The sequence below is a fragment of the Actinomadura oligospora ATCC 43269 genome, from assembly GCF_000518265.1.
Taxonomy (GTDB): domain Bacteria; phylum Actinomycetota; class Actinomycetes; order Streptosporangiales; family Streptosporangiaceae; genus Spirillospora; species Spirillospora oligospora.
The window spans coordinates 1105609-1131059 of sequence record NZ_KI912410.1; the positions used below are offsets into that span (position 1 = coordinate 1105609).

General features: G+C 72.9%; 20 protein-coding genes. 18 read left to right on the forward strand and 2 right to left on the reverse strand.

The features are described from left to right. Window positions 1–77: 77 nt before the first annotated feature. The 9 genes from P696_RS0136850 to P696_RS50605 all read left to right on the forward strand — a co-directional run bounded on the left by P696_RS0136850 (window position 78) and on the right by P696_RS50605 (window position 13269). Window positions 78–1112 (forward strand): rod shape-determining protein, encoded by a 1035-nt coding sequence (locus P696_RS0136850; protein WP_026416240.1) that lies wholly within the window; start codon window positions 78–80, stop codon window positions 1110–1112. Window positions 1113–1144: 32 nt separating this feature from the next. Next, on the forward strand, window positions 1145–2131 hold the full coding sequence (gene mreC, locus P696_RS0136855) for a rod shape-determining protein MreC (protein WP_026416241.1): 987 nt from the start codon (window positions 1145–1147) through the stop codon (window positions 2129–2131). A gap of 60 nt (window positions 2132–2191) precedes the next feature. Further along, window positions 2192–2782 (forward strand): rod shape-determining protein MreD, encoded by a 591-nt coding sequence (gene mreD, locus P696_RS0136860; RefSeq protein WP_026416242.1) that lies wholly within the window; start codon window positions 2192–2194, stop codon window positions 2780–2782. Beyond that, entirely contained in the window at window positions 2779–5013 is a 2235-nt protein-coding gene (mrdA, locus tag P696_RS50595; RefSeq protein WP_084338716.1) for a penicillin-binding protein 2, read from the forward strand. The genes mreD and mrdA overlap by 4 nt, the downstream gene beginning before the upstream one ends. Before the next feature lie 5 nt (window positions 5014–5018). Next, window positions 5019–6197: a rod shape-determining protein RodA gene (gene rodA / locus P696_RS0136870; RefSeq protein ID WP_157430146.1), complete on the forward strand. Its 1179-nt coding sequence runs from the start codon at window positions 5019–5021 to the stop codon at window positions 6195–6197. 126 nt (window positions 6198–6323) lie between these two features. After that, complete coding sequence (locus P696_RS0136875; protein ID WP_026416244.1) at window positions 6324–8246, forward strand: TIGR03960 family B12-binding radical SAM protein; 1923 nt, start codon at window positions 6324–6326, stop codon at window positions 8244–8246. Between the two features lie 245 nt (window positions 8247–8491). After that, on the forward strand, window positions 8492–9367 hold the full coding sequence (locus P696_RS0136880; protein WP_084338718.1) for a TIGR03936 family radical SAM-associated protein: 876 nt from the start codon (window positions 8492–8494) through the stop codon (window positions 9365–9367). A gap of 219 nt (window positions 9368–9586) precedes the next feature. After that, window positions 9587–12682, forward strand: a complete 3096-nt coding sequence (locus P696_RS50600) for an Rne/Rng family ribonuclease (RefSeq protein ID WP_084338720.1) — start codon at window positions 9587–9589, stop codon at window positions 12680–12682. 113 nt (window positions 12683–12795) lie between these two features. Next, a complete protein-coding gene (locus P696_RS50605; RefSeq protein WP_051468603.1) occupies window positions 12796–13269 on the forward strand; it encodes an SRPBCC family protein in 474 nt (157 codons plus the stop codon). Here the strand turns inward: P696_RS50605 and P696_RS0136895 are convergent. After that, window positions 13230–14195 (reverse strand): GlxA family transcriptional regulator, encoded by a 966-nt coding sequence (locus P696_RS0136895; RefSeq protein WP_026416246.1) that lies wholly within the window; start codon window positions 14193–14195, stop codon window positions 13230–13232. The two genes, P696_RS50605 and P696_RS0136895, sit on opposite strands and share 40 nt — an antisense overlap. Window positions 14196–14296: 101 nt before the next feature. Here P696_RS0136895 and P696_RS0136900 point away from each other — a divergent pair, with 101 nt between their 5' ends. The 8 genes from P696_RS0136900 to P696_RS0136935 all read left to right on the forward strand — a co-directional run bounded on the left by P696_RS0136900 (window position 14297) and on the right by P696_RS0136935 (window position 23050). Further along, window positions 14297–15253, forward strand: coding sequence for an NADP-dependent oxidoreductase (locus tag P696_RS0136900; RefSeq protein ID WP_026416247.1), 957 nt, complete (start codon window positions 14297–14299; stop codon window positions 15251–15253). 388 nt (window positions 15254–15641) lie between these two features. Continuing rightward, entirely contained in the window at window positions 15642–15956 is a 315-nt protein-coding gene (rplU, locus tag P696_RS0136905) for a 50S ribosomal protein L21 (protein WP_026416248.1), read from the forward strand. Between the two features lie 12 nt (window positions 15957–15968). Beyond that, window positions 15969–16226, forward strand: coding sequence for a 50S ribosomal protein L27 (rpmA, locus tag P696_RS0136910; protein ID WP_026416249.1), 258 nt, complete (start codon window positions 15969–15971; stop codon window positions 16224–16226). An 84-nt stretch (window positions 16227–16310) separates the two neighbouring features. Then, window positions 16311–17798, forward strand: a complete 1488-nt coding sequence (gene obgE, locus P696_RS50610) for a GTPase ObgE (RefSeq protein ID WP_034488474.1) — start codon at window positions 16311–16313, stop codon at window positions 17796–17798. A 37-nt stretch (window positions 17799–17835) separates the two neighbouring features. Then, entirely contained in the window at window positions 17836–18942 is a 1107-nt protein-coding gene (gene proB, locus P696_RS0136920) for a glutamate 5-kinase (RefSeq protein WP_425394173.1), read from the forward strand. Between the two features lie 65 nt (window positions 18943–19007). Continuing rightward, window positions 19008–20279: a glutamate-5-semialdehyde dehydrogenase gene (locus tag P696_RS0136925; RefSeq protein WP_051468605.1), complete on the forward strand. Its 1272-nt coding sequence runs from the start codon at window positions 19008–19010 to the stop codon at window positions 20277–20279. Between the two features lie 134 nt (window positions 20280–20413). Then, a complete protein-coding gene (locus P696_RS0136930) occupies window positions 20414–22174 on the forward strand; it encodes a TIGR03767 family metallophosphoesterase (RefSeq protein WP_034488480.1) in 1761 nt (586 codons plus the stop codon). 141 nt (window positions 22175–22315) lie between these two features. Further along, window positions 22316–23050, forward strand: a complete 735-nt coding sequence (locus P696_RS0136935) for a TNT domain-containing protein (RefSeq protein WP_064744212.1) — start codon at window positions 22316–22318, stop codon at window positions 23048–23050. Between the two features lie 52 nt (window positions 23051–23102). Here P696_RS0136935 and P696_RS0136940 read toward each other — a convergent pair whose 3' ends face one another. Then, on the reverse strand, window positions 23103–23639 hold the full coding sequence (locus tag P696_RS0136940; RefSeq protein ID WP_026416254.1) for an NUDIX hydrolase: 537 nt from the start codon (window positions 23637–23639) through the stop codon (window positions 23103–23105). Window positions 23640–23783: 144 nt separating this feature from the next. On the opposite strand from P696_RS0136940, the gene P696_RS0136945 reads away from it, so the two are divergent. Then, window positions 23784–25382: a DUF7927 domain-containing protein gene (locus tag P696_RS0136945; RefSeq protein ID WP_157430126.1), complete on the forward strand. Its 1599-nt coding sequence runs from the start codon at window positions 23784–23786 to the stop codon at window positions 25380–25382. Window positions 25383–25451 lie beyond the last annotated feature (69 nt).

Sequence of the window (25451 nt, forward strand, 5' to 3'; positions counted from 1 at the left end):
GCCCGGCGCGGCGTGGGCACGTTACGATGGGGGCGCCGCTCTGCACGCCCGACAAGCATGAAGGGCTCCCTTTCTTCATGGGTAACAAGCTGTCGTTCCTTGGCCGTGACATGGCGGTCGATCTCGGCACCGCGAACACGTTGGTGTACGTGCGCGGGCGCGGGATCGTGCTGAACGAGCCGTCCGTGGTGGCGATCAACACCAACACGGGCAAGATCGTCGCGGTCGGCATCGAGGCCAAGCGGATGATCGGCCGGACGCCGGGCAACATCGTCGCGGTCCGTCCGCTCAAGGACGGCGTCATCGCCGACTTCGACGTCACCGAGCGCATGCTGCGCTACTTCATCCAGAAGGTGCACAAGCGACGGCACTTCGCCAAGCCGCGGATCGTGGTGGCGGTGCCGTCCGGGATCACCGGGGTCGAGCAGCGCGCCGTCAAGGAGGCCGGCTACCAGGCCGGCGCCCGCCGCGTGTACATCATCGAGGAGCCCATGGCCGCCGCGATCGGCGCCGGGCTCCCGGTCTACGAGCCCACCGGGAACATGGTGGTCGACATCGGCGGGGGCACCACCGAGGTCGCCATAATCTCCCTCGGCGGGATCGTGACGAGCCAGTCCGTCCGGGTCGGCGGGGACGAGCTCGACCAGGCCATCATCAGCTTCTCCAAGAAGGAGTACTCGCTGATGCTCGGCGAGCGCACCGCCGAGGAGATCAAGATGGCGATCGGGTCGGCCTACCCCGGCGGGGAGGAGGAGCCGCACGCCGAGATCCGCGGCCGCGACCTGGTGTCGGGGCTGCCGAAGACCGTGGTGATCTCCTCCGAGGAGGTGCGACGCGCGATCGAGGAGCCGGTCAACGCGATCGTGGACGCGGTGAAGACCACGCTCGACAAGTGCCCGCCCGAGCTGTCCGGCGACATCATGGACCGGGGCATCGCCCTCACCGGCGGCGGTGCGCTGCTCAAGCACCTGGACGAGCGGCTGCGCGAGGAGACCGGGATGCCGATCCACCTGGTGGACAATCCGCTCGACTCGGTCGTGCTGGGCACCGGCAAGACCGTGGAGGACTTCGACTCGCTACGCCAGGTGCTGGTACCGGAGTCGCGGCACTGATCTCCTAGGACGATGGGACGGGAGGTCCGCGGGTGAACGACACCCGACGCAGCCGCATGGTGCTGGCGGCGCTGCTGGTGGTGGCGCTCGCGATGATCACGATCGACTACCGGGGCGGGGACGACTCGCCCCTGCGTGGCCTGCGCGGCGTCGGGGAGGCGGTGTTCGGCCCGGTCGAGCGCGCCTCGGCCTCGGTGGTCCGTCCGGTGGGCAACGCCGTCGACGCGATCACCAACGCGCCCGCCGAGCGCAGACGCGCCGACCGGCTCCAGCGCGAGAACCAGCGCCTGCGCGACCAGCTCCGCGGCACCCAGGTCGACCAGGGCAAGTCGGCGCAGCTCGACCGGCTGCTCGGCGCGGCCGGGCTCGGCGGCTACAAGATCGTCGCGGCGAACGTCATCTCGGTCGGGCAGGGCCTGGAGGACACGGTCACCATCGACGCCGGCTCCGGCAGCGGGATCCGCACCGACATGACGGTGATGAGCGCGGACGGCCTGGTCGGACGCGTCACGCGCGTCGGCCCGGCGACCGCGACCGTGCTGCTCGCCACGGACGTGAACTCCACCGTCGGCGCGCGGCTCGAGGACTCCAAGGAGATCGGCATCGTGCAGGGCCGGGGACGGCGCGGCCTCGGCGGCGGCGGGCGCACCCCGCTGCGCTTCCAGCTGCTCGACGCGAACGCGCCGATGCGGGTCGGGCAGCGCCTGGTCACGCTCGGCTCGCAGGGTGAGCGCCCGTACGTTCCGGGCGTCCCGGTCGGGATGGTCGAGCGCATCGACGCACCCGCCGGCGGCCTGACCCGCACCGCCTATGTCCAGCCGTTCGTCCACTTCACCAGCCTGGACGTCGTGGCGGTCGTGGTCGCACCGCCCAAGTCCGACCCGCGGGACGCTGTGCTCCCGCCGTCTCCGACGCCGTCCGCGCCGCCCTCTCCCGCGAGCCCGTCCCCGTCGGCCTCGCCGCACAAGGGCAAGGGCAAGAAGGAACCGTCCGCCACGTCGCCGTCGCCGTCGCACTGAGCCGCCCTGTGAGCCGTCCCTCCAAGCCGTCGTCATACAAGCCGTCCAAGGGAGCCTGACATGCTGAACGCTCCGGAGGCGTCGCCCAACGGACGGCGCGTCATCTCCGCGATCGTGATCGTGGTGGCCCTGGTGCTCCAGGTGTCGGTGGCCAACCGGCTGCCGCTGCCCGGCGGCGTCACCCCGGACCTGGTGCTGCTCAGCGTGGTGGCGCTCGCGCTCGTGTCGGGGTCGCTGACCGGGTGCGTCGCCGGGTTCTGCGCCGGCCTCGCCGCCGACATCGTGCCGCCGTCCGACCACACGATCGGCCGGTACGCGCTGGTCTACTGCATCATCGGCTACGTCTGCGGGGTCGCCGCCGCCGAGATGGACCGGCAGTCGATGGTGCCGTTCTTCGCGGTCGCGGCGGGCGCGCTGCTCGGCACGGTCGCCTACGCGGCGATCGGGATGCTGCTCGGCGACCCGCGCGCGTCCTGGACGATCGTGGCCCGGGTGGTGCCGCTCCAGGTGCTCTACGACGTCGTCGCCAGCCCGTTCGTGGTGTGGTGCGTGCTCCGCGCGACACGCCGCTACGACCGGCCGGAACGCCGGGACCGGTTCTCGGTCCCGGCGGCGCGGTACCGGGCGATGTCGGGACGGACGCGCCTGTGACCAGCCGGACCCACCTCAGGCTGATCGTCCTGTACGTGACGGTCGGGGCGCTGCTGCTGGTCCTGATGGGCCGGCTCTGGACGATGCAGGTCCTGGAGGGGCGGCACTACCGGCAGGTCGCCGCCGACAACCGCACGCGCGACATCGTCGTCCCGGCCGTCCGCGGCATGATCCTGGACGACCAGGGCCGCCCGCTCGTCCGCAACCGCACCGCGCTCGTCGTGTCGGTCGACCGCACCGTCCTGATGCGGCAGAAGGACCGGGGCAGGGGCGTCCTGACCCGGCTCGCGGGCGTGCTCGGCAGCAGCTACGACGACCTGACGAGGAAGACCCGGCTGTGCGGGCCCGGCATCAAGCGCCCGTGCTGGCCCGGCTCGCCGTACCAGCCGATCCCGGTGGACGACAAGGTCGACGCCAAGCGCGCCCTGCAGATCATGGAGCGGCAGGAGGACTTCCCCGGCGTGACCGCGCAGGTCCAGGCCGTCCGGGACTACCCGCGGCCGGGCGGCGCGAACGCCGCGCAGACGCTCGGCTACCTGCAGCCGATCACGCAGGAGGAGCTGGACAAGCGCAAGGGCCTGAAGGTCACCGGTTACAGCGGGGTCGACCTGATCGGCCGGGACGGCCTGGAGGCGGCCTACGACGCCGACCTGCGCGGCGTGCCCGGCTTCCGCAAGGTCCTGGTCGACAGCCAGGGCCGCGTCACCGGCACCGCGCAGGAGAAGGCCGCGACCCCCGGCGGGAACCTGGTGACCAGCATCGACGGCGGAGTGCAGGGCGCGGCCGAGCGGGCCGTCCAGGACGCGGTGAAGTCGGCCCGCTCGCAGGGCAAGCACGCCGACTCGGGCGCGGCCGTCGTGATGGACGTCCAGACCGGGCACGTCGTCGCGCTCGCCAGCTACCCGACCTACGACCCGTCCATCTGGACCGGCGGCATCTCGCAGGACCAGTACGACGCGCTGCTCGGCAAGAAGAAGGGCGAGCCGCTCATCTCGCGGGCGACCCAGGGGCAGTTCGCGCCGGGCTCGACGTTCAAGGTCTCGTCGGTGTCGGCGGCCGTGTCGGACGGCTACGACCTGCACGGCACCTACGCCTGTCCCGGCTCCTACAACGTGGGGAGCCGCGCGTTCCGCAACTTCGAGGGCGAGTCGCACGGCGACATGAGCCTGCACCAGGCCCTGGTCGTGTCGTGCGACACCGTGTTCTACAAGTTCGCCTACGAGGAGTGGCTCCGCGACGGCGGCACCAAGCCGAAGAAGAACCCCTCCGACCCGATGGTCGCGATGGCGCGGCAGTGGGGGTTCGGCAAGAGGACCGGGATCGACCTGCCGAGCGAGTCGTCCGGCCGGCTCCCGGACCGGGCCTGGAAGACCGCGTACTGGAACGCCACCAAGAAGGCCGACTGCAAGGCCGCCAAGGACGGCTACCCCGACATCGAGCAGTCCGATCCGTCGCGCGCCGCGTACCTGAAGGCGGTCGCGGCGGAGAACTGCGCCGAGGGCTACGTGTGGCGCGCGGGCGACGCGGCGAACTTCTCGGTCGGGCAGGGCGACGTGCTCTCCACGCCGCTCCAGCTCACGCGCGCGTACGCGGCCCTCGCCAACGGCGGACGGCTGGTCGTCCCGCGCATCGGGCAGGCGATCGTCCGCGCGGACGGCAGCGTCGTGCGCCGCGTCCCCGATCCGCCCGCAGGGAAGCTGCCGGTCGACCCGAAGGTCCTGAAGTACATCCGGGGCGGCCTGGCCGGGGTGACCAAGTCCGGGACGGCCGCCGGGGCGTTCAACGGCTTCGACTTCAAGAAGGTGGACGTGGCGGGCAAGACGGGCACCGCCGAGGTCTACGGCAAGGACGACACGTCCTGGTTCGCCTCGTTCGCCCCGGTGGACAACCCGCGCTACGCGGTCGTCGTGATGGTCTCCCAGGGCGGGCAGGGCGCGAACACCGCCGCGCCCGCCGTCCGGCAGATCTACGAGGCCATGTACGGGCTCGGCAAGGGCGGCAAGCCGATGGTCGGCAAGGACGGGCGGCTGCCGTCCGAGCTGCCGCGTCCGCAGGCCGCGCTCGACCCGGCGTCCGCCCCGTCCGCAGGTCCGTCGGCCAAGCCGTCCGCCAAGCCCTCGGACGGCCCCGACCGCGCGAACGACCCCGCCGGCGCGGCCCTCCCGACGGTCGGGCCCTCGCCCCAGAGCGGGACGTCTGGGCGGAAGCCGGGCGCGGGCGGCGCGCCGTGACCGGGCTGGGCGGGTTCGCCGGGCCGGTCGAGGGCTACGGCGAGCGGAACACCTGGAGGCGGCACGCCGCCGGGCTGCGCCGCCTCGACTGGACCCTCATCCTGTCGGTCCTGGCGCTGTCGGTGATCGGGACGCTGCTCGTCCGGTCCGCGACCTTCCACCTGCTGACCGAGCAGGGCCGCGACCCGGAGTGGTTCCTCAAGCGGCACGTGCTCAACCTGGTGATCGGGCTCGGGCTGGGCACGGTCGTGACCGTCCTGGACTACCGGCTGCTGCGTGCCTACGTCCCGATCCTGTACGGCCTGGCCTGCGTCGGGCTGCTCGCGGTGATCACCCCGCTGGGCTCGACGATCAACGGCTCGCACTCGTGGATCGTGATCGGCGGCGGCTTCCAGGTGCAGCCGTCGGAGTTCGCCAAGGTCGGCCTCGTCGTGGTCATGGCGATGGTGCTCGGGGAGCCGCGCGACGGCGAGGTCGGACCCGGCCGCCGGGACGTGCTGCTCGCGCTCGGCCTGGCCGGGGTCCCGGCCGCGCTGATCATGCTCCAGCCGGACCTCGGCACCACCCTGGTGTTCGCCGTCGTCGTGATCGGCATGCTCGCGGTGTCCGGCGCGGCCAAACGGTGGATCGCCGGGCTGGTCGGCGGCGGCGTCCTGGCGGCCCTGGCCGTCTGGTTCCTCGGGATCCTCCAGCCGTACCAGCTCGCCCGGTTCACCGCGTTCATCGACCCGTCCGCCGACCCGCGCGGCGCGGGCTACAACGCCCAGCAGGCGCGGATCGCGATCGGCTCCGGCGGGTTTCTCGGCAAGGGCCTGTTCCAGGGCGAGCAGACCGGCGGGCACTTCGTCCCCGAGCAGCAGACCGACTTCATCTTCACGGTCGCGGGGGAGGAGCTGGGGTTCCTCGGCGCGGCGGTGATCCTCCTGCTGCTCGGCCTCGTGCTGTGGCGCGGGCTGCGGATCGCCTCGCAGGCCGCCGACCTGTTCGGCACGCTGGTCGCGACGGGCGTGGTGTGCTGGCTGGCGTTCCAGACGTTCGAGAACGTCGGGATGACCCTGGGGATCATGCCGATCACCGGGCTGCCGCTGCCGTTCGTGTCCTACGGCGGGTCCGCGACGTTCGCGAACATGATCGCGCTGGGCCTGCTGCAGGCCGTCCACGTCCGCAGGCGTCCGTTCGACTAACCGCCGTCCCGGCGGATGATCACCAGTCGACGATCATCCGGGGTTGATCACGGGCGGACGATCGACCGGCTCGCCGGGGATAGGCTTGAGGGTCTCTCCCACGTCCAGCCACCGGAGGCCACCGTCATGTCCGTAGAGTCGATCTTCCCGCGCCTGGAGCCGCTGCTCCCGAGCGTGCAGAAGCCGATTCAGTACGTCGGTGGCGAACTGAACTCCCAGGTCAAGGACTGGGACGCCGCGACCGTCCGCTGGGCGCTGATGTACCCCGACGCCTACGAGGTCGGGCTGCCCAACCAGGGCGTCCAGATCCTCTATGAGATCCTGAACGAGCGCGAGGGCGTGCTCGCCGAGCGCACCTACGCGGTGTGGCCGGACATGGAGCAGGTCATGCGGGACAACGCGCTCCCGCAGTTCACCGTCGACTCACACCGTCCGGTCGGCGCGTTCGACGTGTTCGGCGTGTCGTTCTCCACCGAACTCGGCTACACCAACCTGCTCACGGCGCTCGACCTCGCGGGCATCCCGCTCGAGGCCGCCGACCGCACGGGCGATCACCCGATCGTCCTGGCGGGCGGGCACGCGGCCTTCAACCCCGAGCCCATCGCCGACTTCCTGGACGCCGCCGTCCTCGGCGACGGCGAGGAGATCGCGCTCGCGATCACCGAGGTGATCCGGGAGTGGAAGGACGAGGGCGAGCCCGGCGGGCGCGACGGGGTGCTGCTGCGCCTCGCCGAGACCGGCGGCGTGTACGTGCCGAAGTTCTACGACGTCGAGTACCTGCCGGACGGCCGGATCAAGCGTGTCGCGCCGAACCGTCCGGGCGTGCCGTGGCGGGTCGAGAAGCACACCGTCATGGACCTCGACCAGTGGCCCTACCCGAAGAAGCCGCTGGTCCCGCTGGCCGAGACCGTCCACGAGCGGTTCTCGGTGGAGATCTTCCGCGGCTGCACGCGCGGCTGCCGGTTCTGCCAGGCGGGCATGATCACCCGTCCGGTCCGGGAGCGGTCGATCACCACGATCGGCGCGATGGTGGACGAGGGCATCCGGCAGACCGGCTTCACCGAGGTCGGCCTGCTGTCGCTGTCGTCGGCCGACCACAGCGAGATCGCCGAGGTCGCCAAGGGCCTCGGCGACCGGTACGAGGGCACGCACACCTCGCTGTCGCTGCCGTCCACCCGCGTGGACGCCTTCAACATCACCCTCGCCAACGAGTTCTCCCGCAACGGCCGCCGCTCCGGCCTGACCTTCGCGCCCGAGGGCGGCTCCGAGCGGATGCGCAAGGTGATCAACAAGATGGTGTCGGAGGACGACCTCATCCGCACCGTCACCACCGCCTACGAGAACGGCTGGCGGCAGGTCAAGCTGTACTTCATGTGCGGCCTGCCCACCGAGACCGACGAGGACGTCCTGGAGATCGCCGGGATGGCCAAGCGCGTCATCAAGGCGGGCCGCGAGGCCACCGGCCGCAAGGACATCCGCTGCACGGTGTCCATCGGCGGGTTCGTGCCGAAGCCGCACACCCCGTTCCAGTGGGCCGGGCAGACCGACCACGAGACCGTCGACCGCCGCCTGCGCCTGCTGAAGGACGAGCTGCGCTCCGACAAGGAGTACGGCCGCGCCATCGGCCTGCGCTACCACGACGGCCAGCCGTCGGTGATCGAGGGCCTGCTGTCGCGCGGCGACCGCCGCGTCGGCAAGGTCATCCGCGCGGTCTGGGAGGACGGCGGCCGGTTCGACGGCTGGTCCGAGCACTTCTCCTACGAGCGCTGGACGAACGCCGCCGCGAAGGCCCTGGACGGCGAGCCCGTCGACGTCGACTGGTACACGCTGCGCGACCGTGACGAGGTCGAGGTCCTCCCGTGGGACCACCTCGACGCCGGTCTCGACCGCGAGTGGCTCTGGCAGGACTGGCAGGACGCCGTCGACGAGACCGAGGTCGAGGACTGCCGCTGGACCCCCTGCTACGACTGCGGCGTCTGCCCGACCATGGACACCGAGATCCAGATCGGCCCCACCGGCAAGAGGCTGCTCCCGCTGTCGGTCGTCTGATCGTCCGCCGCCGCTCTCCCACGGCACGTCGTCCCGGACGGGGCGGCGTGCCGTTCCTTTGGACGCCCCCGACCAAGGCTTGAAGGGCGCGCTCCCACGGCGCGTCGCCCCGGCGTACAGGGCCTGAGCTGGGAGAGGACGCGCCTCCGGGATGCCCGGGGGCTCAAGTGGGTCGCGGTGGCCGTACTCTATAGGGAGACGTTTTCGACTCGACACGAGTAGGAAGGACCAGAACCCTGGCTCCCATGCCGGAGGGTCCAGCACCGGCCCCCGTGACCCAGCGCCTGCGTGTCCGCTACACCAAGCGGGGCAGGCTCCGGTTCACGAGCCATCGTGACATTTCCCGGGCCGTGGAACGCGCCGTCAGGCGTGCCGGGATCCCCGTCGCGTTCAGTGCCGGATTCACTCCGCACCCGAAGATCTCTTACACGGGTGCGGCGGCGACAGGGGTGGCCAGTGAGGCCGAATACCTCGAGATCGGGCTGACCGAGCCCCGCGACCCTGCGCGGGTGCGCGCCGAGCTCGACGCCGCCCTGCCTCCGGGCCTCGACGTCGTCGACGTCGTGGCCCTCCCGGCGGGGACGGGCAAGAGCACCGCGCTGGCCGATCGGCTCCAGGCTTCCGAGTGGCGGGTACGGCTCGACGGTGTCGCCGAAAGCGACGCCGCGACCGCCGTGTCCGTCTTCCTGGACGCCGGGGCGGTGGAGGTCGAACGCCTCACCAAGAAGGGGCGCCGCCGTTTCGACGTGCGTGCCGCCGTGTCCGCCCTGGAGCTCGCCGCAGAGCGTGCCCAGGACGCCGACCGGCGCGGCACCGAGGCGACGGATGCCCCATGTGCGATACTTCGCATGGTTGTGCGGCACACCACACCCGCCGTACGACCCGACGACATCCTCACCGGTCTCCGCCAGGTCGCCGACCTCGCGCCGCCGTCACCCCCGCTGGTGACCAGGCTGGCGCAGGGGCCCCTGGACGAGCGAACCGGTGTGCTCGCGGATCCGCTCGATCCCGACCGGGAGACCGCCACCAGCTCCGGCGACGAGGCCGGCGCGGTGGACGGTCCCGCCTTGCCGCGGTCCGGCGACGCCGTGGGCGTGGATGCCGTCAGCGCCCGCTCGTAGGGCCGAAGCCGCCGCCGCCACGCCCGTGGCGGCGCGGAACCGGCCTGCAGGGAGCGGCGGGCGCGCCCCCGACGACTTCGTCGTCGTGTCCGGACGACCGGTCCGGGCGCGTCGGCGCCGATGACTGACGGAGTGCTCCCGTGCGGCGCACCGCGGCGAACCGCCCCAGTGGGGCGGGGCGTGCGGACGCGCCCGGGAGCCTGACGGGAGATTGCCCGCATGCTTGAGAACGAAGCCGATCCGGCCACCGGGCCCGAGGGCCCCGAGGATTCACGTCCCACCGTGACCACCACGCGGCGACGCGTGGCCAGCCGTCCGGCGGGTCCGCCGCCGGACTCCGACGACGGGGCGTCCGGGACGCCGGCGAAGAAGCCGGCCCGCGCCCGCAAGACCACCCGCGCCGCGGCGACCGAGACCGCGACGCCCGAAGTGAAGGTCGTCAAGACGACCCGCCGCCGGGCCGCGACCCGTGCCGCAGCGCCGCCGCCTGAGGTCGAGGAGACCGCCAGCGGGGCCGCTGCGGAGCCCACCGCCGTGGAGCCCACCGCCCAGGCGCCCGCCGCGTCCGCCCCCGAGGCGGAGGCAGGGGCCGGACGCGGGGCCGCCAAGGCCAAGGGCACCCGGCGCGCGCGCACGTCCGCCGCCGCCGCGGACGAGGCGTCCGCCGAGGCCGGAGCCCCGGCCGAGAAGGACGAGACGTCCGAGCCCGCCGTGAAGGTCGTCAAGACGACCCGCCGCCGGGCCGCGACCCGCGCCGCAGCGCCGCCGCCCGAGGTCGAGGAGACCGCGGGCGAGCCCACCGCCGCGACCGCCGCACCCGCCGAGGCCCCCGCCGAGGACGAGGGCGCGGCCAAGCGCACCCGGACGCGTCGCCGTCCGGCCCGCGCCGCCGAGGCTCCGGCCGAGGAGACCGCGCCCGAGGCCGTGTCGGTGTCCGAGCCCGCGTCTGAGGCCGCCGCCGAGGCCGCCCCGGCCGAGGAGGCCGCGCCCAGGTCGTCCCGCACGCGGTCGCGCAAGCGCGCCGCCGCGACCGACGAGGCCGCCTTCAGCTCCGCCGTCCCGCAGGTCCCGGCCGTGCCGGGCGCCGAGCCGGAGGTGGACGAGAACGAGCCCGCGTCCTCCGTGGGCGTCCCGGGCGTGACCTTCCAGCCGCCGACGATGGTGGTGTTCCAGCCGCCGCAGCCGACCGCCGCCAAGCCCGCCCGCAAGCGGGCGCAGGAGGAGGAGCGGCCCGCCGACGAGGCCGAGCCCGAGACCGAGGAGCGCGCCGAGGCCGCTCCCGGCGAGGAGCAGGACGAGGACGACCGTCCGTCCCGCCGCCGCCGTCGCCGCGGCGGACGGGGCCGTGGACGGGGCCGTGAGGGCGCCGAGGACGAGGGTGCCGAGGGCGAGGAGGAGGCCGAGGCCGCCGAGTCCGCCAAGGAGACCGCGAAGCCCGCCGCGGCCGAGGAGCAGGCCGAGGACGAGGGCGACGAGGACGAGGGCGAGGGCGGGCCCGGCTCGTCCCGCCGTCGCCGCCGTCGTCGCCGCCGTTCCGGGGGGGGCGACGAGGCCACCGTCACCGACGACCCGCCGAACACCGTCGTGCACGTCCGCGAGGTGCGCGAGCAGGCCCCCCGTCCCGTCGAGGACGAGGTGCAGGCCGTGCGCGGCTCCACCCGCCTGGAGGCCAAGAAGCAGCGCCGCCGGGAGGGCCGCGAGCAGGGCCGCCGCCGCCCGCCGGTGATCACCGAGGCCGAGTTCCTGGCCCGCCGCGAGTCGGTCAAGCGCGAGATGGTCGTCCGGCAGGAGGGCGACCGGACCCAGATCGCGGTGCTCGAGGACGACGTCCTGGTCGAGCACTACATCAACCGCGCCAGCCACCAGAGCTACGTCGGCAACGTGTACCTGGGCAAGGTCCAGAACGTCCTGCCGTCGATGGAGGCCGCGTTCGTCGACATCGGCAAGGGCCGCAACGCCGTGCTGTACGCGGGCGAGGTCAACTGGGACACCGCCGGGCTGGAGGGCCAGCCGCGGCGGATCGAGTCCGCGCTGAAGTCCGGCCAGTCGGTGCTGGTGCAGGTCACCAAGGACCCGCTCGGCCACAAGGGCGCCCGCCTGACCAGCCAGGTCTCGCTGCCCGGCCGCTACCTGGTCTACGTGCCGGACGGCTCGATGACCGGCATCAGCCGCAAGCTGCCGGACAAGGAGCGCAGCCGCCTCAAGCAGATCCTCAAGAAGGTCATGCCGGAGAACGCCGGTGTGATCGTCCGGACCGCCGCCGAGGGCGCGACGGAGGAGGAGCTGGCGCGCGACGTGTCCCGCCTGGCCGCCCAGTGGGAGCACATCCAGAAGCAGGTCAAGTCGGCGTCCGCGCCGTCCCTGCTGCACGGTGAGCCGGACCTCACGATCCGCGTCATCCGCGACATCTTCAACGAGGACTTCGGGAAGCTGGTCGTCCAGGGCGACGGCGCCTGGGACACCGTGTCGGAGTACGTCGGCTACGTCGCGCCGCACCTGGCCGACCGGGTCGAGAAGTGGACCGGCGACGGCGACGTCATGGGCGCGTTCCGGATCGACGAGCAGATCGCCAAGGCGCTGGACCGCAAGGTCTGGCTGCCGTCCGGCGGCTCGCTGGTCATCGACCGCACCGAGGCGATGACCGTGATCGACGTGAACACCGGCAAGTTCACCGGCCAGGGCGGGAACCTGGAGGAGACGGTCACCCGCAACAACCTGGAGGCCGCCGAGGAGATCGTCCGGCAGCTCCGGCTCCGCGACATCGGCGGCATCGTGGTGATCGACTTCATCGACATGGTGCTGGAGTCCAACCGGGACCTGGTGCTGCGCCGCCTGGTGGAGTGCCTGTCCCGGGACCGCACCAAGCACCAGGTCGCCGAGGTGACCTCGCTGGGCCTGGTCCAGATGACCCGCAAGCGCGTCGGCCAGGGCCTGCTCGAGGCGTTCTCCGAGACCTGCGAGAGCTGCAACGGGCGCGGCATCCACGTCCACCTGACCCCGGTCGAGCCGTCGAAGGCCGTGGAGAAGGGGGCGGCCAAGGAGACCGGCCGCCGCCGCAAGCGCAAGGGCGACGTCGAGCGCGCGGTCGAGGAGAAGCTCGCCAAGTCCACCAAGAAGGAGGACGAGGAGCCGCCGGCCCAGGCCGCCGTCGAGGCCGCCGAGGCCGCGGAGGAGACCGAGGGCACGTCCCCGGGCGCGCTCACCGACGAGGCGCCCGAGGCGTCTGCGGCTTCCTCGAACGGCCGCACCCGCCGCCGGACGCGCCGCGCGACCCGTCCGGCCTCGGCCCCGCCGGAGCCCGCGAACGCGGAGTGACCCGCGTCCGTCGAGTGAACCGCTAACGGGAGCGCCCCCGCCGTCCAGTTCCGGGCGGCGGGGGCGCCTTCGTTTTCCCCCTGGGGATTCGCCTGTGAGAGGAGCCTTGGCCCGTGGCCTCGGTACGGCATGAGATCGTGATCGACGCGTCGCCCGAGCAGGTGTGGGACGTCCTGCGCGACGTGGGCGCCGTGCACGAGCGGCTGCTGCCCGGACGCGTCGCGGACACCCGCGTCGAGGGCGACGAGCGCTTCCTGACCTTCCCGGACGGGCATGTGATCCGCGAGCTGATCCTCGCCGTCGACGACGAGGCCCGCCGCCTGGCCTACGCGGTCGTGGAGGGCGCGCGTCCCGCGGTCGACCGGCATCACGCGTCGTTCGAGGTCCGTCCCGAGGGGGAGCGCGCCGCCCGCCTGGTGTGGATCACCGACGTCCTGCCGCACGCCCTGGCGCCCGAGATCCGCGTCCGCACCGAGCGGGGCGTCGTGGAGATGAAGCGGGCGATCGAGGCCGCCGCACGGGCGACTCAGCCCCCCGTGGACGGTCCTCAGGCGGCGGTGGGACGGAACGTGCGCCGGTACGCCTGAGGCGGCACGCCGAGGGACGCCCGGAAGCGCTGGCGGAGGGCGGTCCCGGTGCCGAAGCCCGCGCGCCGGGCCACGGTGTCGACGGGGAGGTCGGTGGCCTCCAGGAGCCGCCGGGCGAGGTCCAGGCGCTGACCCGCGAGCCACTGACCAGGGCTGACGCCGGTCTCGGCGCGGAAGTTGCGGGTGAAGGTGCGGACGCTGAGGCCCGCGTGCGCCGCCAGGTCGGCGAGGGTGAGCGGGTCCCCGAGGCGTTCCAGCGCCCAGGCGCGGGTGGCGGCCAGCCCGCCCGGACGGTCCTCCGGGACGGGGCGGGGGATGTACTGCGCCTGCCCGCCGTCCCGCCACGGGGGCGTCACGCAGAGGCGCGCGACCTGGCCCGCCACCCCGCTGCCGTGGTCGCGCCGGACGAGGTGCAGGCACAGGTCGATCCCGGCGGTGACGCCCGCCGAGGTCAGCACGTCCCCGTCGTCCACGTACAGCACGTCCGGATCGACCCGGACGCCGGTGAACAGCCGCCGCAGCAGGTCGGCCTCGCCCCAGTGCGTGGTGGCGGGACGGCGGTCCAGGAGCCCGGCGGCGGCCAGCACGAACGCGCCGGTGCAGATCGCGACCAGGCGCGTCCCGGGCCGGACGGACGCGAGCGCCGCGCGCAGGTCGTCCGGCAGCGCCCCGCCGTTCCGCAGCGTGTCGAGCGCGTGCGAGGGCGGGATCACCACGGTGTCCGCCGAGGCCAGCAGGGACGCGTCGTGCTCCACGGTGATCGAGAAGTCCGCGTGCGCCCGGACCGGACGTCCGTCCAGGCTGCACGTGGCGATGTCGTAGAGCGGCTCGCCGGACGGCGCCAGCGCCGCGCCGAAGATCCGCGCCGGGATGCCGAGTTCGAACGGGACGACGCCGTCCAGGGCCAGGACCGCCACACGATGCATGGCCCGATTCTTTCGCAGCGCGTCCATCGGGCCACTCCCGGGTGGCTCGCTGGGCCGCAAATCTGGACCTGGTCAGATCACCGCAGGTCAGGAAGTGGCACATGGCAGAGAACACGATGCGCGCGGTCAGCCAGGACGAGCCGGGCGGCCCGGAGGTCCTGAAGATCGTCGAGACGGCGCGGCCGGAGCCGGGGGCGGGGGAGGTCCTGGTCCGGGTGCACGCGGCCGGGATCAACCCGGTCGACTGGAAGACCCGTTCCAGGGGCCGCCTCCACGACGGGACCCGGCCGCCGTTCACGCTCGGCTGGGACGTGTCCGGGGTGGTGGAGGCCGTCGGGTACGGCGTCGCGCTCTTCGCGCCGGGGGACGAGGTGTTCGGAATGCCCCGGTTCCCGGACCCCGCGGGGGCCTACGCGGAGTACGTGACCGCGCCCGCCCGGCACTTCGCGCGCAAGCCCGCGAAGCTCGATCACGTCCATGCCGCCGCGCTTCCGCTGGCCGCGCTCACCGCGTGGCAGGCGCTGGTGGACACCGCTGATGTCCGGCCTGGCGAGCGCGTCCTGATCCACGCCGCGGCGGGCGGGGTCGGGCACCTGGCCGTCCAGATCGCCAAGGCCCGGGGCGCGCACGTGATCGGCACGGCCAGCGCCGCCAAGCACGACTTCCTGCGCGACCTGGGCGCGGACGAACTGGTCGACTACCGCGAGTCCGACTTCGCCGAGGTCGTCCGGGACGTCGACGTCGTCCTGGAGACGATGGGCGGCGACTACCCGGCCCGCTCCCTGCGGACCCTGAGGCCGGGGACCGGACGGCTGGTCTCGATCCTCCCCCTGGACGCGTCGTGGCCCGCCGCCGAGGCCGAGGCCGAGGGCGTACGGGCCGGGTTCGTCCTGGTCGAGCCCGACCACCAGGGCCTCCGGGAGATCGCCGCCCTGGTCGACGACGGCCGCCTCCGGGCGCGGGTCCAGGACGTGTTCCCGCTGGAGAAGGCCGCGGAAGCCCACAGGTCGGGGGAGACCGGGCGCACCGCGGGTAAGATCGTCCTGTCGGTCCGCTGACGGTTCGGTCCGGTTGCGGTTCGCTCGGGTGGCGGTTCGGCCCGGTGACGGCCGGGGCGGACGATCTCCGTTCCTGACGGGAGCCGGGGCGTCCGGGCGGGCGATCCGCGCGGTTCGCCTTACCTCAGGGCGTCCGGTAACCTTGACAGACGGTGCGTGTCAGCGCGCCATCTCGACTTGCACTCGCGAGGCCGCGGCGACGCGACGGCGGTGCAGACACCCCGTCCGTACAGGCGGGGAGGAGCAGAGAGCGCCCATGGTCCCCGAGACCGTGCGGTGTGCCGTCCTCGGCTCCGGCCGGGGATAGGCCCTCGATCCCGGGGGCTGGTGAAGACCACGCGCGGGGCCGGTTCGCTCCGGAAGCGCGCGTTGAACGAAGGGTTTCCGCGTGTACGCGATTGTCCGCGCAGGCGGGCGGCAGGAGAAGGTCGCCGAGGGCGACGTCCTGACCGTCGACAAGCTCAACGCCGAGGTCGGCGCGACCGTGACGTTCCCGGCGCTGCTGGTCGTCGACGGCGCCAACGTCGTGAGCAAGCAGGCCGACCTGGCCTCCTACGAGGTCACCGCCGAGATCCTCGGCGCGGTCAAGGGCCCGAAGATCCACATCATGCACTACCGGAACAAGACCGGGTACAAGCGGCGGATGGGTCACCGTCAGCCGTACACCGAGGTCAAGATCACCGGTATCAAGGCCGGGAAGTAAGGGAGGCCCCGAATGGCACACAAGAAGGGCGCGTCGTCCAGCCGTAACGGCCGCGACTCCAACGCACAGCGTCTGGGTGTCAAGCGCTTCGGCGGCCAGCTGGTCAACGCCGGCGAGATCATCGTCCGTCAGCGCGGCACCCACTTCCACCCCGGCCCGGGCGTCGGCCGTGGCGGTGACGACACGCTGTTCGCGCTGGTCGCGGGCCACGTGCAGTTCCGCCGCTACCGTGGCCGCAACGCCGTGGCCATCGTCCCGCCGGCGGAGTAAGTCCGCCACGCAGCGACGTTAGAGAAGGGGCGGACCGATCTCGGTCCGCCCCTTTGCTTGTTTTCTTTCCCACCTGGAGGATTCGTGGCCGCCAACACCGGAGCCGGTGCGCAGTTCGTGGACCGGGTCGTGCTGCACGTGGTCGCCGGAAACGGCGGGCACGGGTGTGCCTCGGTCCACCGCGAGAAGTTCAAGCCGCTGGGCGGCCCCGACGGGGCCAACGGCGGCAACGGCGGTGACGTGATCCTCGAGGTGGACACCAACACCGCCAGCCTCCTCGACTACCACCGCCGCCCGCACCGCAAGGCCCCCAACGGCCGTCCGGGGCAGGGCGGCCACCGCACCGGCGCGAACGGCGACCCGACCGTGCTCTCGGTGCCCGACGGCACGGTCGTGAAGACGCGCGGCGGCGAGGTGCTGGCCGACCTGGTCGGCGAGGGCACCCGGTTCGTCGTCGCCCAGGGCGGACGCGGCGGCCTCGGCAACGCCGCGCTCGCGACCGCCAAGCGCAAGGCCCCCGGCTTCGCGCTGCTCGGCGAGCCCGGCGAGGAGCGCGAGGTCGTCCTGGAGCTGAAGAGCGTCGCGGACGTGGCGCTCGTCGGCTTCCCGAGCGCGGGCAAGTCGTCGCTGATCGCGGCGCTGTCGGCGGCCAAGCCGAAGATCGCCGACTACCCGTTCACCACCCTGATCCCGAACCTCGGCGTGGTCAGCGCGGGCGACACCACCTTCACCGTCGCCGACGTCCCCGGCCTGATCGAGGGCGCGAGCGAGGGCAGGGGCCTCGGCCTGGACTTCCTCCGGCACATCGAGCGGTCGTCCACGCTCGCGCACGTCCTGGACTGCGCGACCCTGGAGCCGGGCCGCGACCCGATCTCCGACTTCGAGGTCATCGAGAACGAGCTGCAGGCCTACGACCGGGTCCTCGGCGACCGTCCGCTGTCGGACCGCCCGCGCATCGTCGTGCTGAACAAGGTGGACGTCCCGGACGGCCGCGACCTCGCCGACATCGTCCGGCCCGAGTTCGAGAAGCGCGGGCTGAAGGTGTTCGAGGTGTCCGCCGCGACGCACGAGGGGCTGCGCGAGCTGTCGTTCGCGATGGCCGAGATGGTCCGCGAGTACCGGGCGAGCCTGCCGCCCGCCGAGCCGACGCGCCTGGTCATCCGCCCGGTTCCGGTCGGCGGGGACGTCGAGTACGAGGTCCGCCACGTCGGCGACAACACCTACCTGATCACCGGTGAGAAGCCCGTCCGCTGGCTGAAGCAGACCGACTTCGCCAACGAGGAGGCCGTCGGCTACCTCGCGGACCGGCTCGCCCGCCTCGGGGTGGAGGAGGAGCTCGCCAAGGCGGGCGCGTCCGCCGGGGCCACGGTCCTCATCGGCACCATGGAGGACGCGATCGTCTTCGACTGGGAGCCGGAGACCTCCGCCGCCGCGGTCGCCGAGTCCCCGCGCGGCACCGACCGGCGGTTCGACGCGGCCGCCGGGCACCGGCGCACCAACGTCGAGCGCCGCGCCGAGCTGGAGGAGAAGCGCGCCGCCCGCCGCGCGGGCCACACCGACGACGAGGACTGACCCCCGCGCGGAGCGGGCGACCCCCCCAGGAGGACTGGTGACCATCCGAAAGGCGATCGGCGACGCCCGGCGGATCGTGGTGAAGGCGGGGTCGTCCTCGCTGACGACGCCGCAGGGCACCATCGACGCCAACCGGATCGACGCGCTGGTGGACGTCCTGGCCGCGCGCCGCGCCGCCGGGACCGAGGTCGTGTTCGTGTCGTCCGGCGCGATCGCCGCCGGGCTCGGCCCGCTCGGGCTGGCCCGGCGCCCGCGCGACCTGGCCACCCAGCAGGCCGCCGCGTCCGTCGGGCAGGGCCTGCTGGTCGCCCGGTACACGGCGTCGTTCGCGCGGTACGGGCTGACGGTCGGGCAGGTGCTGCTGACGCCGGACGACATGATGCGCCGCTCGCACCACCGCAACGCGCAGCGCGCGGTCGGGCAGCTCCTCGCGCTCGGCATCGTCCCGATCGTGAACGAGAACGACACGGTCGCGACCGACGAGATCCGGTTCGGCGACAACGACCGGCTCGCGGCCCTGGTCGCCCATCTGACCAGGGCGGACGCCCTCGTCCTGCTCTCCGACGTCGACGCTCTCTACACCGGCGATCCGGCACGGCCCGGCGTCCGGCGGATCGACGAGGTGCGGTCGCCGGCCGACCTGGCCGGGATCGAGCTTGGCGGGTCCGGGCGCGTCGGGACGGGCGGCATGGTCACCAAGGTCGAGGCGGCGCGGATCGCGGGCGTCCCGGTCGTGCTGACCGACGCCGCGCGCGCCGCCGCCGCCCTCGCCGGGGAGCCGGTCGGCACCTACTTCCACCCGGGCGACGCGCCGCGCATGTCGTCCCGGAACCTGTGGCTCGCCCACGCGACGACCGGGCACGGCCGGGTCGTGCTGGACGCGGGCGCGATCGAGGCGATCGTGCAGCGCCGCAAGTCGCTGCTGCCCGCCGGGGTCACCGGCGTCCAGGGCGAGTTCGCGGCGGGCGACCCGGTCGACCTGGTCGGCACGGACGGCCTGGTCGTCGCGCGCGGCCTGGTCAACTACGACGCCGCCGAGATCCCCGAGCTGATGGGCCGCTCGACCCGCTGGCTGGCGCGCGAGCTGGGCCCGGAGTACGAACGCGAGGTCATCCACCGCGACCACCTGGTCGTCCTCGCCTGAGCAGCGCTCACATGTGCGGTCGATGGCCCGTCCGAACCGCGGAGAACCAGGAAAGGGGTTCGCTGATGAGCGAGCCGATCAACGAAGAGCGGGAAGCGTTCCTGCGCGTGGCCGAGTTCGGCCGGGCGGCGTCGGCGGAGCTGGCCCCGCTGCCGCGGGCGGCCAAGGACGCGGCGCTGCACGCGATCGCGGACGCGCTGGCCGACCGCGCCGACGAGATCGTCAAGGCGAACGCGGCCGACGTCGCGCGGGCGCGCGAGGCGGGCACGTCCGAGGCGATGGTCGACCGGCTGGCGCTGAGCCGCGAGCGCGTCGAGGCGGTCGCCGCGGCCGTCCGGAAGGTCGCCTCGCTGCCCGACCCGGTCGGCGAGACCGTGCGCGGGTACGTGCTGCCGAACGGCCTGTCGGTGCAGCAGGTCCGGGTGCCGCTGGGCGTCGTCGGGATCATCTACGAGGGCCGTCCGAACGTCACGGTCGACGCGGCGGCGCTGTGCCTGAAGAGCGGCAACGTGGCGCTGCTGCGCGGGTCGTCCTCGGCGTTCGAGTCGAACACCGCGCTCGTCGCGGTCATGCAGGACGCGCTGCGCGGAACGGCCGTGCCGGAGGACGCCGTCCAGCTGGTGCCGGGCACCTCGCGCGAGTCGGTGAAGCACCTGATGCGGGCGCGGGGCCTGGTGGACGTGCTGATCCCGCGCGGCGGCGCGTCCCTGATCAGTTCGGTCGTGCAGGAGTCGACCGTCCCGGTGATCGAGACCGGCGTCGGCAACTGCTCGGTCTACGTGGACGAGGCCGCCGACCTGGACATGGCGCTGGCGATCCTGGTGAACGCCAAGACGCAGCGTCCGTCGGTGTGCAACGCGGCCGAGACGGTCCTCATCCACGCGAACGTGGCGGACAGGTTCCTGCCGCGCGCGCTGGCCGCGCTGAAGGAGAAGGGCGTGACCGTCCACGGGGACGCGCTGGTCCGCGCCTACTCGCCGGACGTCGTCGCCGCCACCGACGACGACTGGTACGCCGAGTACCTGTCGCTCGACATCGCCGCCCGGGTCGTCCCGTCCCTGGACGAGGCCGTCGCGCACATCCGGAAGTTCGGGTCCGGGCACACCGAGGCGATCATCACGGACTCGCAGCCTGCAGCGAAGCGGTTCGTCGCGCTCGTCGACTCGGCCGCGGTGATGGTGAACGCCTCGACCCGCTTCACCGACGGCGAGGAGTTCGGCTTCGGCGCGGAGATCGGCATCTCGACGCAGAAGCTGCACGCGCGCGGCCCGATGGGGCTGCCGGAGCTGACGTCCACCAAGTACGTCGTCACTGGTGAGGGACACACCCGGGGCTGACTCCGATCGCCGTGCGCGGCGAGGCCGGAAGCGAGCGCCGCGTCCCCCGCCGGGGCGCGGCGCTTCGCTTCGTGCGTGGAATGTGACAGATTTACCCTTGATGTAACTGTGCACTGTGTGGTCTATTCACTCTCGTGAATCGTGCTTCGTCCCGGACGGCGGGCGTCACCCGCCGCAGCGTCCTGCTGGGAGCGGGGGCCGCGGGTCTCGCGGTCTCCGGCCTGGCCGCCTTCCCCGCCCGTCCCGGCTTCGCCGCGCCCCCGCTCCGCGGCTCCGCCGCAGGGACGACCCTGGACCGGACGCTCGTCCTCGGTCGTCCCGGGACGGGCGGTTACCGGAAGATCGTCGCCGGTCCCGGGGAACCCCACGTCCTGCGCCGCGACCTCGGGGGGACGGCCGCCGCGAAACGCGCCGCGACCCGCCGCGGCCTGCTGGCGTTCGGGCAGCTCACCGACGTGCACATCGTGGACGCGCAGTCCCCGGGCCGGGTCGAGTTCCTGGACCGGATCAAGGACCTGGTGAGCGCGATCCCGACCGAGGGCGCCTACCGTCCGCAGGAGATCCTCACCACGCACGTCGCCGAGGCGATGGTCCGCGCGATGAACCGGGTCGGGCACGGCCCGGCGACCGGCCTCGGCCTCGCGTTCACCATCAACACCGGCGACGCCGCCGACAACACCCAGTACAACGAGCTGCGCTGGATCATCGACCTGCTCGACGGCCGCGCCATCACCCCCGACTCCGGCGACCTGCGCCGCTACGAGGGCGTGATGGACGGCGTCGGCTACAGCACCGCCTACTGGCACCCGGACGGCCCGCCGCCCGGCCACGCCACCGACCAGGCCCTCGCCAAGCACGGCTTCCCGCGCGTCCCCGGCCTGCTCGACGCGGCCCGCCGCCCCTTCAAGGCGACCGGCCTGCGCACCCCGTGGCTCGCCGCGTTCGGCAACCACGACGGGCTCATGCAGGGCAACCTCCCGCCGAACCCGCTGCTCGCGGCCCTCGCGACCGGCGGGACGAAGATCGTCGCGCCCGCCGACGCGGCCCAGGCCGACAAGCTGGCGCGGATTCTGCAGACGGGCAACACCGCCGAGTTCGCGCGTCTCGCGGCGCAGTCCAACGGCGGGTTGTTCCGGCAGGTCACGGCCGACCCGAAGCGTCGCGTCCTGTCGCGGGCCGAGGTCGTCCGGGAGCACTTCAACACCTCGCCGGGGCTGCGCGGCCACGGGTTCACCGCCGAGAACCTGCTCAAGGGCACCGCGTACTACGGCTTCGACCAGGGGATCGTCCGCGGGCTCGTCCTGGACACGGTCAACCCGAACGGCTACTCGGAGGGCTCGCTCGACAAGACGCAGCTCGCCTGGCTGGAGGCGCAGCTCAAGGCCGGTAGCCGGACGTACTACGACACCGCGGGCAAGAAGGTCACGCACAACGTCAAGGACCGGCTGTTCGTCCTGTTCAGCCACCACACGATCGCGTCCCTGAAGAACTCCCTCGGCGGCGGACGCGTCCTGGGCGACGAGGTCAAGGCGCTGCTGCTGCGCTACCCGAACGTCGTCCTGTGGGTGAACGGCCACACGCACGTCAACCAGGTCACCCCGCACGCGCGGCAGGGCGGCGGCGGGTTCTGGGAGGTCAACACGGCCGCCCACATCGACTACCCGCAGCAGTCCCGGATCCTGGAGATCGCCGACAACCGCGACGGCACCCTCTCGGTCTTCGCGACCGTCCTGGACACCGCGGGCCCGGAGACCCACGCGAGCCTCGGCGACCCGGTCTCGCTGGCGTCCCTGTCGCGTGAGCTCTCCGGCAACGACTGGCAGGACGACCCGCAGCACCGCCGCGGCAAGACCGAGGACCGCAACGTCGAGCTCCTCGTCCCCGCGCCCTTCTAACGAGCCTTCCGGCGCGCTCTTCCAGGGAGTGCGTGCGAACCCCGGGTAGCCGATTATGGCCACCCGGGGTTCTTGTCACTGGACGTGTTCGCTCGCATCCTTGGCGTGGTCATGTGTCTCACCCGTCACGGAAGGCGGACCATGCCTCACCTGCCTCACCTGCGTCAGCGGCCCCTGCGCCATCGACTCGCCTGGCTGTTCGCGGCCCTCGCCCTGCTCGCCGGGCCGGTCGCCGCGTCCCCGGCGTCCGCCGCCGGACCCGGCCCGGCGTCCGCGGCCGAGACCGGCCCGGTGTCCGCGTCGGTTCCCCTCCAGCCCCTGGGGCCGGTCAGCGCGTGCTCGGCCGACGACTACGACAACGACGCGCGCCTCGGCCCGGCCGTCCTGCCCGACCGCGGCGTGGTCGGACGCGAACTGGTCGGCTACCAGCGCTTCGGCGGGATGACCGAGGCGGGCTTCCTGAAGCAGTACTGGGACTCCGCGGCCAACGGCTGGCGCTACCCGCCCGCCGACGGCTTCCTCATCGGCCGGGACGGCAAGCCGGTCAAACACGCCTACCGCCTGCGCGTGAACCTGCGCGTCGACCGCTTCGGCAGCGAGTACGGCGGCTTCCTCGCGCCCTACGGCACCCGCTACGCGAAGCGTTCCATCCCGCCGCAGAGCCTGGACAACGCGCAGAACCCGGCGGGCTGCAACTGGCGCGCCTACCGCGTCCTGCGCGCCTTCGAGGTGCAGTCGGGCCCGATCGCCCCGGCCTTCGCCCAGCCCGGCCACGGCGTCCAGTACATGCTGGACGGCGCCCTCGTCCCCGGCGCCCCGTCCCGCCTGAACGTCCTGTGGCTGGTCGACAACGGCTACCTCGCCCGCCTGAACTGACCCGGGAGGGAACGACGGCCGGACGCGCGATGGCGTCCGGCCGTCGCCGTGCTCAGAGCCCGCGCATCATCAGCAGCGCGTAGGCGGCCACGCTCGCGTCGTCGGTGATCTCCCCGCGCAGGACCATGTCCTGGAACTGGGTGCGGGAGAAGAACCCCTGCCGCATGTCCTGCTCCTCGAGCTCCCGTTCGTGCGGGCCCTGCTCGAGCTCGGTCGCCGCGAACACGTTGAACCCGTTGGTCGACGCCCCCACCGACGCGTGCAGGAACCCGAGGTGCCGCATCTTCCCGGCCCGCAGCCCCGTCTCCTGGACGAGCTCGGCCCGCGCCAGCTCCTCCGGATCCCCCTCGGCCCGGTTCGGGAACGACCCCTGCGGAAAGTTCCAGCACCGCCGCCCGACCGGGTACCGGAACTCCTCCACCATCACGAACCCGTCGTCCTGCATGGGGATGACCAGGGCGAAGTCCGGCCGGTCGACGACCCCGTAGATCCCCCGCGACCCGTCCGGCCGCTCGACCTCGTCCTCCCGGAGGAGGAACCAGGGGTTCTCGTACACGACCCGGCTGCTCACCTGCCTGATGCTGCTCATGGCCCTCATCATCCCGGACCCGCCACGACCGCCGGCGCCACCCGCCGGAGGGGTGCGAATGGGGCGTCCGCTTCGACGGAAGTACGTGCCAAGTGATCGCTCCGGTTTGGGGCGGAGGTGACTCATCGGTGGAATGGAATGAACATGACATTGTCGAGATTCGTGGGGCATATGTGGGGCGTCCGCGGAGTGGTGGTCGGAGTGGCCGCCGCGACCGTGATTTCGGCGCTTCCCGCCGCCGCCGTCGCGGGGCCGGGCGGGCCGCCGTCCGGAGCGCACACCGGGAGGCCCGCGCCGGGAAGGGCGGCGCAGCTCGAGGAGTTCGTCCGGGAGACCTTCAGGGGGGCCACCGCCGACCCGCGGTTCCACGCCTACGGGGCCGCCTGCCTGACCGGCGCGCCACGGACCTCGCCGCCGCCGGGGATCCACCATCCGCTCGGCGGCTGCTCCGACTACGTCGGGGCGGGGGTGCCGCCGGGGAACGCCGCGCCGCACGGGTACCTGCAGCTGACCGATGCCGCGAACGACCGCGAGGGGTCGGTGCTGTTCGACACGCCGATCCCGTCCAAGGACGGCCTGCGGGTCACCTTCGAGCAGTGGCAGTACGCCACGACCACCGTGCGTCCCGCGGACGGCATCTCGTTCTTCCTCACCGACGGAACGTACGACCTGTCCAACCCGGGCCCGTTCGGCGGCAGCCTCGGCTACGCGCAGAAGTGGCCGGACGACGACCCGGGCCAGACGTTCCTGCCCGGTGTCGGGCACGGATACGTGGGCGTCGGCCTCGACGTCCTCGGCAACTACTTCGGCGACTGGGAGCATCGCGGCAACGGCTGTCCTGAGCGGTCGCCCGCGGGCACCAGCATCCGCGTCCCGGCTCCGGGTGCGAACATGGTGACGGTGCGCGGGCCGGGCAACGGCACCGAGGGGTACTGCTGGCTGGACGCCACGACGACCAACAGGAGCACCACGCCGCCGTGGCCGTCCACGCTGCCCGGGGAGTTGCAGGGGCCGACCACGTCCCTGCCCCCCGGCGTCTCACCCCAGGAGGCCGAGGCCCTCCTCGAGCCGAGCAAGCGGACCGTCCGCGTCGAGGTCACACCGGCGCCCGACCCGAAGATGTCGGTCGACATCGACTTCAACGACGGCGACGGGTTCCAGCGGGTCCTCGACTTCGACGCGCCCACGCCGGTGCCGGAGAGCTACCGGTTCGGCTTCGGCGCGTCCACGGGCCTGTGGACCGACGTCCACCTGATCCGGAACCTGCTCGTGGAGACGCAGCGTCCGCCGGTGCCGCCTCCGCCTCCGCCCCCGCCGCCGCCCCCGCCGCCGCCTGTGCACCACCCACAGCTGGTCCTGTCGAAGGACGCCGAGCCGTACGCGGTCCGGCCCGGGCAGCGCATCCACTACACGATCACCGCGCGCAACGTCGGACGCGGCGACTTCACCTCGGAGGATCCGGCGCACTTCACCGACGACCTGCGAAGACTCCTGCGCTACGCGAGGTACGACCATGACGCGAGAGCCAGTCACGGGGACGTGGACCTCCGCGACGGCGTCCTGCACTGGCGCGGACCGCTCCGCGCCGGACACAGGGCGACCATCAGGTTCAGCGTGACCGTCAAGCGAAGTACCAGAGGCGGAACGCGCGTCCGCAACAGGGTCGTCTCGGCCCTGCAGCCGCACTGCCGCAGCGAGTGCAAGACCGTCACGCCCGTCCTGCCGCGCGGCCCCATGAAGTAAGGGACGCGACGACCCGCGGTAAGGGAGGTCGCGACCTGCGGTAAGGCGGGGCGGACGCCGGGCCTACGA